Here is a 13,284-nt window from a genome sequence, read left to right as displayed (position 1 = left end):
CAATGTCCTTCCCGCTCCTTACGGCGACGGCGGTCGTCCCGGCGGTCGGCGCGATCGTCACCGCCGCCGTGCCCGCCGCGCGGCGCTCGGCGGCCAAGGTCCTCGCGCTGGGCTTCTCGCTGGTCACCCTGGTGCTGGCCGCGATCGTCTTCATCCGGTTCGAACCCGGCGGCGACCGCTACCAGCTCACCGAGTCCCACGCCTGGATCGCCGACTTCGGCGTCCGGTACGAACTGGGCGTGGACGGCATCGGGGTGGCGCTGATCGCGCTGACCGCGCTGCTGATTCCGTTCGTCATCCTGGCCGGCTGGAACGACGCCGAGCCCCAGGAGACCGGCAGCAGCAGATGGCGGCCGACCCAGGGCTTCTTCGCCCTGATCCTGATGGTCGAGGCGATGGTGATCCTCTCCTTCGAGGCCACCGATGTCTTCCTCTTCTACATCCTCTTCGAAGCCATGCTGATCCCGATGTACTTCCTCATCGGCGGCTTCGGCGACCGGGCCCACGCGGGCACCGACCAGAACGCGGCGGCCCAGCGGTCGTACGCGGCGGTCAAGTTCCTGCTCTACAACCTGGCCGGCGGACTGATCATGCTGGCGGCCGTCATCGGCCTCTATGTGGTCGCGGGCAGCTTCTCGCTCGCCGAGATCGCCGAGGCCCGCGCCTCGGGCGAGCTGAACATGGCGACCAACACCGAGCGGCTGCTCTTCCTGGGCTTCTTCCTCGCCTTCGCGATCAAGGCGCCGCTGTGGCCGCTGCACACCTGGCTGCCCAACGCGATGGGGGAGGCGACCGCTCCGGTCGCCGTGCTGATCACGGCCGTGGTCGACAAGGTCGGCACCTTCGCGATGCTCCGCTTCTGCCTCCAGCTCTTCCCCGAGGCGTCGAAGTGGGCCACCCCCGTGATCCTGGTGCTGGCACTGATCAGCATCGTCTACGGGGCGCTGCTCGCGGTCGGACAGCGCGACATCAAGCGGCTGATCGCCTATGCCTCGATCTCGCACTTCGGCTTCATCGTCCTCGGCATCTTCGCGATGACCTCCCAGGGCCAGTCGGGCGCCACGCTCTACATGGTCAACCACGGGATCTCCACCGCCGCGCTGATGCTGGTGGCCGGCTTCCTGATCACCCGGCGCGGCTCGCGGCTCATCGCGGACTACGGCGGGGTGCAGAAGGTCGCCCCGGTCCTCGCCGGCACCTTCCTGATCGGCAGTCTCGCGACCCTGTCACTGCCGGGGCTCGCGCCGTTCGTCAGCGAGTTCCTGGTCCTGGTCGGCACGTTCGCCCGCTATCCGGTCGCCGGGATCATCGCGACCTCCGGCATTGTGCTGGCCGCGCTCTACACCCTCGTCCTCTACCAGCGGACGATGACCGGCCCGGTGAAGGCCGAGGTCAGGTCGATGCCCGATCTCAAGGCCCGTGAGCTGGCCGTGGTCGCGCCGCTGATCGCACTGCTGATCCTCCTCGGTGTCTTCCCGAAGCCGCTGACGGAGGTCGTCAACCCGGCCGTGGAGCACACGATGTCCGACGTACAGAAGAAGGACCCCCGGCCCGAGGCGGAGGCGGCGAAGTGAGCGCTACGGCTGTCCACAGCCTGTGGACGACGGCCGCCGGATCGACCGACAAGATCCCGGCCCCCGATATCGAGTACGGACAGCTCGCACCGATCCTGATCGTGGTCGGCGCGGCGGTCCTGGGCCTGCTGCTGGAGGCGTTCCTGCCGCGCAGGGCGCGGTACCAGGCGCAGGTGACCCTGACGTTGGTCGCGCTGGCCGCCGCGTTCGCCTCCATCATCGCGCTCGCCCAGGCCGGTTACGGCACCTCCAAGATGAACATCGCGGCCATGGGCGCCATCGCGATCGACGGACCGACCCTCTTCCTCCAGGGCACGATCCTGCTGGCCTCGGTGGTCGCCGTCCTCACCTTCGCCGAGCGCAGGCTCGACCCGGAGACCCATGGGAACCGGATCGACTCCTTCGCCGCCCAGGCCGCCTCGGTCCCCGGAAGCGACAGCGAGAAGGCTGCGGTCAGGGCCGGATTCACCACCACCGAGGTCTATCCGCTGGCCCTCTTCGCCATCGCGGGCATGCTGGTCTTCCCGGCGGCGAACGATCTGCTGACGCTCTTCATCGCGCTGGAGGTCTTCTCCCTCCCGCTGTATCTGCTCTGCGCGCTGGCCCGCCGCAAGCGGCTGCTCTCCCAGGAAGCGGCGGTGAAGTACTTCCTGCTCGGCGCCTTCTCCTCGGCGTTCCTGCTCTTCGGCGTCGCCCTGCTCTACGGGTACGCGGGCTCGCTCTCCTACGCCCGGATCGCCGATGTGGTCGACGCCAGCGTCCAGACCATCGACCCGGTGCTCGCCGAAACCATGGGCAATGACGCGCTGCTGCTGATCGGCGCCGCGCTCATCCTGATGGGGCTGCTCTTCAAGGTCGGTGCCGTCCCGTTCCACATGTGGACCCCGGACGTCTATCAGGGCGCGCCGACCCCGGTGACCGGCTTCATGGCCGCGGCGACCAAGGTGGCCGCCTTCGGCGCGCTGCTGCGGCTGCTGTACGTCGTGCTGCCGGGGCTGCGCTGGGACTGGCGGCCGGTGATGTGGGCGGTCGCGATCGTCACCATGCTGGCCGGCGCGATCGTGGCGATCACCCAGACGGACATCAAGCGGCTGCTCGCCTACTCGTCCATCGCCCACGCCGGGTTCATCCTCGCGGGTGTCATCGCGGTGACCCCGGAGGGCGTCTCCTCGGTCCTCTTCTACCTCGGCGCCTACTCCTTCGTCACCATCGGGGCGTTCGCCGTGGTGACCCTGGTGCGGGACGCCGGAGGCGAGGCGACCCATCTGTCGAAGTGGGCCGGGCTCGGCAGGCGCTCGCCACTGGTGGCCGCCGTGTTCGCGGTCTTTCTGCTGGCCTTCGCCGGGATTCCGCTGACCTCCGGTTTCTCGGGGAAGTTCGCGGTCTTCAAGGCGGCGGCCGAGGGCGGTGCCGGGGCGCTGGTGGTGGTCGGTGTGATCTCCTCCGCCATCGCCGCCTTCTTCTACATCCGGGTCATCGTGCTGATGTTCTTCAGCGAGCCGAAGCCCGACGGCCCCACGGTCGCCGTGCCCTCGGTGATGACCAAGACCGCGATCGCGGTCGGGGTCGCGGTGACCCTGGTCCTGGGTGTCGCCCCGCAGTACTTCCTGGATCTGGCGGGCCAGGCCGGGGTGTTCGTCCGGTAGCGCGGCCCGCGCGCACGACGGGCCCGGCTCCTCGGGGGAGCCGGGCCCGTCCGCGTACCGGACCGGGGGTCAGGGGGAGGGGGTGATCCGGCCGGTGACCTCGCCCAGGCCGACGCGTACCCCGTCCGGGCCCGGTGCCCAGGCCGTTATCGTCACCACGTCGCCATCCTCCAGGAAGGTGCGCTCGCCCTCCGGGAGCCTCAGCGGGTCACGGCCGTTCCAGGTGAGTTCGAGGAGCGAGCCGCGCTGGTGGACCTCGGGGCCGCTGACCGTGCCGGAGCCGTACAGATCACCCGTGCGCAGCGAGGCGCCGTTCACGGTCATCTGCGCCAGTTGCTGGGCGGCGGTCCAGTACATCGTGGCGAACGGCGGCTCCGCGATCACATGGCCGTTGACCGCCACCGTGATCCGCAGGTCGAAGCCGCCCTTCTCCTCCTCGGCGGTGTCGTCGAGATAGGGCAGCAGCACCACGTCGCGCGCGGGCGGATCGGTCCTGGCCGCCTCCAGGGCCTCCAGCGGGGTCACCCACGCGGAGACGGAGGTGGCGAAGGACTTGCCGAGGAACGGCCCGAGCGGGACGTACTCCCAGGCCTGGATGTCCCGTGCCGACCAGTCGTTGAGGAGCGAGAGGCCGAAGACGTGCTCCCGGAACTCCGCGAGCCCGACCGGCAGGCCCCGGGTGGAGGGGGTGCCGACGACGAAGCCGACCTCCGCCTCGATGTCGAGCTTGACGGAGGGGCCGAAGACCGGGGCGGGGTCGGCGGGCGACCTGCGCTGGCCCCGGGGGCGCACGACGTCCGTGCCGGAGACCACGACCGTGCCGGAGCGGCCGTGGTAACCGATCGGCAGATGCTTCCAGTTCGGGGTGAGGGCGTCCCCGTCCGGGCGGAAGATCCGGCCCACATTGGTGGCGTGGTGCTCGCTGGCGTAGAAGTCGACGTAGTCGCCGACCGCGTACGGGAGGCGCAGGGCGACCGAGTCCAGCGGGTGCAGCAGCGGCTCTGTGACGGCGCGGTGCGCGGGCACCGTCACCCAGGCGGTCAGGGCCCGCCGGACATCGCGCCAGGCGGTGCGCCCGGCCGCCAGCAGCGGGTCCAGCGACGGGCGGTCCAGCAGCGCCGCGTAGGGGGAGCCGAGGGCGCGCGCCGCCGCGCCGGCGTCCAGCACATGGTTGCCGATCCGGACGCCGACCCGGGGGCGCTCGGGCTCGCCGGCCGTGGTGAAGACGCCGTAGGGGAGGTTGTGCGGACCGAAGGGATCACCCTCGGCCAGATCGAGCGGGCTCTGCTCGGACATCGGTGCCTGCCTCGCTTTCCACGTTGTGAGGACACGGTACGTGGGCGACGCCCCCGCCCGGCAGACCACGATCATCCGGCGGGGGCCACGGTCATCCGGCCAGCCGGGGGATTCTCCGCTCCCAGGTCCGGTGGAAGACGGTCTCCCGGCCGTCCCGGCAGACCGCCTCGTCCCGCAGCAGGAAGTCCGACGCGTCGCAGGACAGCTCCGAACGGGTCTCGACGGTGATGTCCCAGGACAGCTCCGGCCGGTGCAGCCGGGTGCTCCAGGTGGTGAGCGCCCGCGCGGAGTGGGGGTCGCGCTCCTGGACGGTACGGACCTCCAGCGCGTCCTCGGTGATCTCCAGACCGCCCGGGTGCGTCCGGGTGCCGGCGGGGCACGGCAGGGTCTCCAGCCGCCAGGTGCCCGCCGTGAGATCGCGGATCAGCAGCCGCTCGGGCCGCTCCCCGTCCAGCCGTGGCGCGGAGCTGACCCCGACCGGCCAGGGCCCCTCCTGCTCCCGCGCGGCACCGGGGTCCTGGCCGACGACCCGGAAGGGGTCCGGGAGGGTCCTCCGCCCGGCGGGGTGCTCGTGCACGGGGAGTTCGAGCCGGGAGCCCTCCGGGTCCAGGACGAACCCGGCCGAGCCCGTCTGCGGCCAGATCCAGGGCCAGTACGCGGACGAGACCGCGAGCCGGATGCGGTGGCCGGGCCGGAAGGTGTGATCGGCGGCGAGCAGCTCCAGCGACACCTCCTCCGTCGTCCCCGGCGGCCAGGCGTGGACGCGCTCCGGGCCGTGCCGGGCCGAGAGACCGAGGGCGCCCAGGGTGACCGGCGCCGACGAGCCGTCGGGCGCGACATCGCAGAGCCGGGCGATCACCTGCCCGTGCGGGACGTCCAGCCGCAGCCGCAGGGCGAGCCGGGGGCGGCCCAGGACGGTGACCGGCTCATCGGCCACGGGGAACTCGAAGCAGGCGCAGTGGGCGTCGTCGGCGCGCTGGTCGGCGCCGGGGAGGAGGTCAGGGAGGAAGGGGCCCGCGTCCGCCCCGGTGGAGTGCGGTGAGTCGACGGTGCGGGGCGCGCCCCGGAGCTCGTACACCAGCGGGGTGACATCCGGTGGCGGCCAGTGCGCCTCCCCGGTCCAGGGGCCCCCGGGGGCGCGGGTGCGCAGCAGCGGCTCCGCCATCACCTCGTTGCCGATGCCCCGCAGATGGTGGTCCCACCAGCGGAGCGTCTCGTGCAGGAAGCCGGCCCCGGCTCCCTGCCGCACTTGGTCGGGGTAGCCGTGCGGCCAGGGGCCGAGCACTCCGCGCACCCGGTCGGGCGGCAGCCCCGACACCAGCCGCAGCACGGTGTCCCGGCGCGGGTCGCCCCAGCCGCCGACGGCCAGCACCGCCGCCCTGACCGCCCCGGCGGCGGGGGTCTGCCGCTCCCAGAAGTCGTCCCTGAGCTGGTGGGCGAGCCAGGTGTGGGCGGCGGGCTCGACGGCCTCCAGCCGGGTGAGCCACCGCTCGCGCCAGGACGGTCCGGCGAAGACGGGGTCCGGCGGGCGGCAGACCGAGGAGAGCAGCGCGGCCGAGCGGGAGTGCAGCCCTCCGGCGGGCAGCGCGCCGCCGAGGGCGCAGCCCCCGTTGTCGTACGGGTCGTCGCTGGAGCAGACGGTGACGACGGCCCGCAGCGGCTCGGGGGCCAGGGCGGCGACGCGCAGCGCGAGCGTGCCGCCGGCGCCGAGCCCGAACATGCCGACCCGGCCGGTGCACCAGGGCCGCGCGGCCAGCCACTCGATGACATCGACGGCGTCCGGGAGGTCCGGCGGCCCGCCGGGCGCGCCCTCGGCGGCCGGGCCCGCCGGTACGCCGCCGCTGTTTCCGTGGCCCCGGGCGTCGACGCGGACCGAGGCGTAGCCGTGACCGGCGTACCAGGGGTGGCGCCGCAGGTCGCGAGGGACGGTCGCGTCCGTCAGCCTTTCCGGCGAATACTCCAGCAGCGCGGGGACAGGCTCCTCTCCGGTCGGCCGCCAGACGCGCGCGTACAGCACGGTGCCGTCACGGACCGGGATACGGAGGTCCTCCTGGCCGATGTCATGGGGAAACCGCAGGCGATGGCGCATGGCTGAGCCTCGATGACGGGGTGCGCCCCCTTCTCCGGGACCGCCGTCCGGCCGGTTTTCCGGCCTGACATCCGATCTTGGCGAAAAGGGCTACTTCGGGTCGTATGTGCTGATCACGAACATACCGGCGGCGGCGGGAAGGCGCTCATGGTGATCGAAAGGCGACCGGATACGCTGACTTGAGTGAATCCACCGACACATCGACAATCCGTGTGATTATCAGCAGACAGGAGACCACCTCGTGACCGTCGTCGGGCCGTTCGGGCTGAGCGTGCGGGACCAGGCTCTTGAGGCCGATGTCCAGAACGGACTGTCCGCCGTGGAGGCGGGCCTGCTCGATGCCACCAAGAGCGAGGTGCCCTTCATCACGGAGGCCGCGCAGCATCTCGTACGCGCCGGGGGCAAGCGGTTCCGTCCCCTGCTGGTGATGCTCGCCGCCCAGTTCGGTGATCCGTACTCCCCCGGAATCGTGCCCTCGGCCGTGGTGGTGGAGCTGACCCATCTGGCGACCCTCTACCACGACGACGTGATGGACGAGGCGGAGGTGCGGCGCGGTGTGGACAGCGCCAACAGCCGCTGGGGCAACTCCGTGGCCGTGCTGACCGGTGACTTCCTCTTCGCCCGCGCCTCCCACATCCTGGCCGACCTCGGCCCGGAGGCCGTGCGCATCCAGGCCGAGGCCTTCGAGCGGCTGGTCACCGGCCAGATCCTGGAGACGGCGGGGCCGCGCGACGGCTGCGACCCGGTGGACCACTACCTCGATGTGATCGGCGGCAAGACGGGCTCGCTGATCGCGGTCTCGGGCCGGTTCGGCGCGATGATGTCCGGTGCCGAGGAGGGTGTCGTGGACATCCTGACCCAGTACGGGGAGCGGCTCGGCGTCGCCTTCCAGCTCGCCGACGACGTGCTCGACATCGCCAGTGACTCGCACGAGTCGGGCAAGACCCCCGGCACCGATCTGCGCGAGGGCATCCCCACGCTCCCGGTGCTCCATCTGCGGGCGCAGGCCCGGGCCCACGGCCGCCGGGAGGACCTGGAGCTGGTCGCCCTGCTCGACGGGGATCTCGCGGACGACGACCGGCTCGCCGAGGTGCTGCGCCGGCTGCGCGAGCACCCGGCGCTGGAGCTGGCCCGCCGGGACACCGTGCGGTACGCGCAGGAGGCGCGGGCGATGCTCGCCCCGCTGCCCGAGTGCTACGCGAAGGCGGCTCTGGAGGAGCTGTGCGACGCGGTGGTGCACCGCGCGGGCTGAGCCGGGACCGGGCCGGGGCTGAGCCGGGACCGGGCCGGGGCTGAGCCGGGACCGAACCGGGGCCGGGGCTGAGCCGGGACCGGGCCGGGGCTGAGCCGGGACCGAACCGGGGCCGGGCCGGGGCTGAGCCGGGGCCGGGCCCTGGCGGGGCGCGGCTGGGGCCGGCCGGGGCGTGCGCCGGAGCTGTGGCTGACGCGTGGGCTGAGCCGCGCGCTGAATCGTGTCCAGCGGCCCGTATCCGATCGGGCGCCGCTGACCTGCGAAAACTCTGGCCACGTGGTGCCCAGGTGGTGTGGCGCAGGTCACTTCCCAGGATTGGGCCGGTCCTCGGACCGCATCCGTATTCACGTACGGAAGCCGACGCACAGGGCGTTGGCACCTGTACGGGGAGTTTTCCTGATGAAGCACACCAAGACCATCCTTATCGGTTCCACCGCTGTTGTGGCGGCCGTCGGTATGGGGCTCGCCGTACTGCCCGCCTTCGCCGCCGGCGGCCCGGGCGGCGGCACGGGCGCCACGGGCGCCATCGGTGTCTCGGCGAAGGCCGGCGCCAAGGCCCCCGCCGTCTCGCTCTTCGCGGCCAGCCTGAACGGTGCCAACGAGGTGCCGGTGCAGGGCGGCCCCGCCGTCAACGACCGCGACGGCCTGGCGCTCCAGTTCGTGAAGGTGCAGGGGGACAAGGTCTCGGTCGCCGTGAAGTTCCGTGGCACCGACAAGCCGACCGCGCTCCACATCCACCAGGGCGCGCGCGGGACCAACGGCGGAGTCAAGATCGACTTCACCGGTCTGCTCGCCAAGGGCAGCAGCCGGCTCGACGGCTGGACCGGTGCGGTCACCGGCACGGTCAGGATCACGGACAAGGCCGTCCTCCGGGCCTTCACGGCCGACCCGAACGGCTTCTACGCCAATCTGCACACCGCCCAGTTCCCGGGCGGCGCGGTGCGGGGCCAGTTCCACAAGGTGACCGGGTCCTTCCCGTTCGCCAGGGCGCTCGACAACTTCCAGGCGTCCGTGGTCAAGGGCAAGCAGATCTACCAGTGCAGGAAGGGCGCGGACGGCAAGCTCTCGTTCCAGCAGCACGATGTCAGCGCGGTGCTGGGCGGGAGGATCGCCCACTCCTTCACCGCCCCGGGCTCCGGCACCCCGCAGTGGATCGCCCCCGACCGCAGCGCCGTCACCGGGAAGCTGATCAGCAAGGTCGCCAACGGCACCGCCAACATCGCCGAGCTGGACCTCAAGGCCACCCAGTCCGGCAAGAAGAAGGGGCTGCTCGCCGGGAGCCAGGAGATCCTGCGGCTGAACACCGTGGGCGGCGTGGCGCCCACGGGAAGCTGCGCCAAGGGCGCCCTCAAGGGGGTCTCCTACGGCGCGGACTATGTCTTCATTCAGAAGTAGCCCGGGAGCGGCGGCCGGAAGTGATCCGAGGCGATCTGAAGTGATCCAGGACGGTCGGAAGTGAACTGAGGCGGTGGAGCGGGCGGAGCGGGCAGCGCCGAGCCGGGCAGCGCCGAGCCGGGCAGCGCTGAGCCGGGCGGGGGCGCCGAGCCGGGCGGGGGCGCGGCAGGGCCGAGCCGGGCGCGGGGGCGCGGCAGGGCGGGCCCGGGTGAGTCCCGGGTGAGGCCCGGAGCGGGCCGGGAGGCCCTGGCCGAAACCCGACACGGCACCCTTGCGCGGGCGCGGCGCCTCCCCCTACTGGAAGGGGGAGGCGCCGTGTCGTTTCCTCATCCCAGAGCAGTACGCCAAGTTGCTCCCGGGGGCTGACGCCCCCGCCCCGGTGATTTGGTCAGATTGATATCAGCGCCTCCGGGCAACAGCAGCCCGGGGGGCCAACTGCTTCTGCACCGCACGGCGTCACCGCTTCTGACCGACCACGGAGGTAGGCCACACCATGGCACCGAACGACAGCGCACTGACCACCGAAGAGGACCGGGACCGGGGACCGGTCCGCCGCAAGGCCGCGCGCTACTTCGTCCCGGTCGCCGTGGCCGGCGTGGCGGCGGCGACCATCGGGCTCGTCCCGGCGCTGGCCGCGTCCGGTGACCCGGACCTGCCGGAGATCAGCGCACAGGAGCTGGTCGAGAAGATCGCCGCCTCGGACACCGAACAGCTCTCCGGCACCGTCAGGATCACCACGGATCTCGGTCTCCCGCTGGACGGGCTCGGCGATCTCGGCGGCCTCGGCGACAACTTCACCCCGAAGGGCGGTGCGGAGGAGGGCGGCGAGACCTCCGCCGCCGCCCCCGAGGAGAAGCTGATGCGGCTGGCCACCGGGTCGCACACGCTGCGTGTCGCGGTCGACGGCCCCGACCGGCAGAAGCTCTCGATCCTGGAGGACAACGCCGAGTACAGCATCATCCGCGACGGCGCCGAGGTGTGGGCGTACGACAGCGCCAGCAACGAGGCGTACCACGCGAAGAAGGACCGCGCCCGGGCCCACGAGCGCGGGAAGGCGGACGGAAAGGACCTGTCGGTCACGCCCAAGGAGCTGGCGGACCAGGTCCTGAAGGCCGCCGCCGGCTCCTCCACCTCCGTGACCGTCGACGGCACCGCGCAGGTCGCCGGCCGCGACGCCTACCAGCTGGCAGTCAGGCCCCAGCAGAGCGGCTCGACGATCGGCTCGATCAAGATCGCCGTGGACGCGAGCACGGGAACGCCGCTGAAGTTCTCGGTCAACCCCGCGAGCGGCGGCAAGGCCGCGGTCGATGTGCGCTTCACCAAGGTCGACTTCTCCCGGCCCGCCGGCTCCACCTTCGACTTCACCCCGCCGAAGGGGACGAAGGTGACCGAGGCCGGCCAGGAGGGCAGGGCCGGGAAGGACGGGCCCGCCGGACCGGGTGAGCAGCGGCTCAAGGAGCTGGAGAAGGAGCTCGGGAAGGATCTGGAGAAGGACCTCGGCAAGCTGGAGAAGCACGCGGGCGGCCCGGGTGGCCTCCCGGGCGGCGGGCTGAACGTCATCGGCGAGGACTGGACCTCCATCGCCGTGTTCGAGGCCCCGGGCGGCGCGGCGTCCGGCGCGGCCAAGGGAGCGGACGGCGACGTGCCCGCGGAGGCCAAGAACTTCCTGGACTCCCTGGGCGACCAGGTCAGCGGCGACTTCGGCACCGGGACGATCTTCAAGACCCGGCTGGTCAACGCCCTGATGACGGACGACGGCAAGGTCTATGCGGGTGCCGTCACCCAGGACGCGCTGGTGAAGGCCGCCAACGCGGACAAGTAGCCCGCGCGGCGACGCCAGAGGAACGGAACCCGGCCGCTCCGCCGTACGTTCGTACGGTGGGGCGGCCGGGTCCGTCGGCACGGCCCCACGGGCCACCACAGAACACGGCACGCGTGCGCCAGCGGCACGCGTCGAATCGGGGGAGCCGGACATGACAGCGGTGATCGAGACGCGCGGCCTCACCAAGCGCTACCGGGGCGGCCAGCTCGCCGTCGACGGGCTCGACCTCACCGTGCCCGAGGGAAGCGTCTTCGGCTTCCTCGGGCCCAACGGCTCGGGCAAGACCACCACCATCCGCATGCTGATGGGCCTCATCGAACCGACCGCCGGCACCGCCAGGGTTCTCGGCGGCGCCGTGCCCGGCGCGGAGCGTTCCGTCCTGCCCAGGGTGGGAGCGCTGATCGAGGGACCCGCGCTGTACGGACATCTCAGCGGCCGGTCGAATCTGACACGGTTCGACTCCGCCGACCCGACCGCCGATCCGCGCACCCGGACCGCCCGGGTCGGCGCCGCCCTGGACCGGGTGGGCCTGACCACCGCGGCGGGCAAGAAGGCCCGGGCGTACTCCCTGGGAATGAAACAGCGCCTCGGGCTCGCCGCCGCACTGCTCCAGCCGCGCAGTCTCCTCGTCCTGGACGAGCCCACCAACGGGCTCGATCCCCAGGGTATGCGGGAGATCCGCGCCCTGGTGCGCGAGCTGGCGGCGGACGGCACCACCGTCTTCCTCTCCTCCCATCTGCTCGACGAGGTCGAGCATGTCTGCACCCATGTGGCGGTGATGGCCCGGGGCCGGCTGCTCACCCAGGGCCCCGTCGCCGACCTCGCGGCGGGGGCGCGCGGCCGGCTCACCGTGCTCACCCCGGACACCGAGGACACGGCCCGGCTGCTCAGGGAGCGGGGAGTCACCGGAGTGGCCGTCGAGGACGGCGTCCGGGTGACGGCGGACCCGCCGGCGGTGGACACGGAGCTGTCCGATCTCACCGCCGCGCTGGTGAAGGACGGGATACGGGTACGGGGGTTCGGCGTCGAGCGGGCCTCGCTGGAGGACGCGTTCGTCGCGCTCACGGGGGAGGGATTCGATGTCGCGGGCTGAGACCGACGAGATGGCGGGGGTGGCGGGGGTGGCCGGTTCCCAGGCGTCCGGCTCCGGGGGCTCCGGGGTGGCCGGGCCGGCCGGTTCCGGGGCGGCCGGAGTGGCCGGGAGTTCCGGGGCGGTGCGGGAGGCGCACTGGTCGTGGACGTTCGGGCTCTTCCGCTCCGAGCTGCTCACCACCCTGCGCCGCTGGCGGACGCTCGCCCTGCTGGGAGTGCTGGCCGCCGTCCCCGTGCTGATCGGTGTCGCGGTGCGGATCGAGACCGGCGGGGACGGCTCGGCCGGGTCCGGCGGCGGGGGCGAGGGCCCGGCCTTCATCACCCAGATCACCAACAACGGGCTCTTCCTGGTCTTCGCCGCGCTGGCCGTGACCCTGCCCGTCTTCCTCCCGATGGCGGTCGGGGTCGTCGCCGGCGACTCCATCGCGGGCGAGGCCAACGCCGGTACGCTCCGCTATCTGCTGGTCGCCCCGGCCGGCCGGACCCGGCTGCTGCTGGCCAAGTACGCCACCGCCCTCGCCTTCTGTCTGACAGCGACCCTGGTGGTCGCGGTCTCCGCCCTGGCGGTGGGCGCGCTGCTCTTCCCGCTGGGGGATGTCACCACCATCTCCGGCACCACGATCTCCTTCGGATCGGGGCTGCTGCGGGCCGCGCTGGTCGCCGTCGTCGTCGCCGCCTCGCTGGCGGGGTTCGCGGCGCTCGGGCTCTTTGTCTCCACCCTCACGGGCAGCGGTATCGCGGCCATGGCCACCACGGTCGGACTGCTGATCACCGTGCAGATCCTGGGCACCATCCCCCAGCTGGACGCGATCCACCCGTATCTCTTCCCGCACTACTGGATGTCGTTCTCGGATCTGCTGCGGGAGCCGTTCCACTGGGACGAGGTGCGGAGGAACCTCGGACTCCAGGCCCTGTACGCGGGGGTGTTCGGGGCGGCGGCCTGGGCGCGCTTCACCATGAAGGACATCACCTCGTAGGGCGGCACGGGCGCCGCCGAACGCGGGCCCCGGCGGACATACACGGCCGCATGCGTGTGCGGGGACGCACACGCATGCGGCCGGTGGGGGGTGGCGGCGGTGCTGATCAGAGACCGGTATCAGAGGCCGGTGCCGGTGCCA

9 protein-coding genes are annotated in these 13,284 nt (G+C 72.2%); 7 read left to right on the top strand and 2 right to left on the bottom strand.

From position 1 onward, the window contains the following. Positions 1–2 precede the first annotated feature (2 nt). Together ACWCRA_RS29680 and nuoN are read left to right on the top strand one after the other, a co-directional pair. On the top strand, positions 3–1,574 hold the full coding sequence (locus ACWCRA_RS29680; protein ID WP_351547358.1) for an NADH-quinone oxidoreductase subunit M: 1,572 nt from the start codon (positions 3–5) through the stop codon (positions 1,572–1,574). Next, positions 1,571–3,220, top strand: a complete 1,650-nt coding sequence (nuoN, locus tag ACWCRA_RS29675; RefSeq protein WP_451069066.1) for an NADH-quinone oxidoreductase subunit NuoN — start codon at positions 1,571–1,573, stop codon at positions 3,218–3,220. Before ACWCRA_RS29680 ends, nuoN begins: the two co-directional genes overlap by 4 nt. Positions 3,221–3,289: 69 nt before the next feature. On the opposite strand, the gene fahA is transcribed toward nuoN, so the two are convergent. Continuing rightward, on the bottom strand, positions 3,290–4,516 hold the full coding sequence (gene fahA / locus ACWCRA_RS29670) for a fumarylacetoacetase (protein ID WP_451069065.1): 1,227 nt from the start codon (positions 4,514–4,516) through the stop codon (positions 3,290–3,292). A gap of 91 nt (positions 4,517–4,607) precedes the next feature. Next, positions 4,608–6,605, bottom strand: coding sequence for a CocE/NonD family hydrolase (locus ACWCRA_RS29665; protein WP_451069064.1), 1,998 nt, complete (start codon positions 6,603–6,605; stop codon positions 4,608–4,610). Positions 6,606–6,846: 241 nt separating this feature from the next. On the opposite strand from ACWCRA_RS29665, the gene ACWCRA_RS29660 reads away from it, so the two are divergent. From ACWCRA_RS29660 to ACWCRA_RS29640, 5 genes are all read left to right on the top strand, one after another. Then, the gene (locus ACWCRA_RS29660; RefSeq protein ID WP_351547369.1) at positions 6,847–7,857 is read left to right on the top strand and encodes a polyprenyl synthetase family protein; all 1,011 of its coding nucleotides are present in this window, start codon (positions 6,847–6,849) and stop codon (positions 7,855–7,857) included. A 399-nt stretch (positions 7,858–8,256) separates the two neighbouring features. Further along, entirely contained in the window at positions 8,257–9,252 is a 996-nt protein-coding gene (locus tag ACWCRA_RS29655) for a CHRD domain-containing protein (protein WP_351547370.1), read from the top strand. 493 nt (positions 9,253–9,745) lie between these two features. Then, complete coding sequence (locus ACWCRA_RS29650) at positions 9,746–11,074, top strand: LolA family protein (protein ID WP_451069063.1); 1,329 nt, start codon at positions 9,746–9,748, stop codon at positions 11,072–11,074. Positions 11,075–11,225: 151 nt separating this feature from the next. Further along, positions 11,226–12,167, top strand: a complete 942-nt coding sequence (locus tag ACWCRA_RS29645) for an ABC transporter ATP-binding protein (RefSeq protein ID WP_351547376.1) — start codon at positions 11,226–11,228, stop codon at positions 12,165–12,167. After that, positions 12,154–13,143 carry an ABC transporter permease gene (locus ACWCRA_RS29640; RefSeq protein ID WP_451069062.1) on the top strand — a complete coding sequence of 330 codons (990 nt, stop codon included), beginning with the start codon at positions 12,154–12,156 and terminating at the stop codon, positions 13,141–13,143. Before ACWCRA_RS29645 ends, ACWCRA_RS29640 begins: the two co-directional genes overlap by 14 nt. The last annotated feature ends 141 nt before the right edge of the window (positions 13,144–13,284 follow it).

The organism is Streptomyces sp. NPDC001889 (assembly GCF_053594535.1).
Note: the sequence above shows the minus strand (reverse complement) of the source record. Positions and strands in the feature narration are given on the sequence as shown.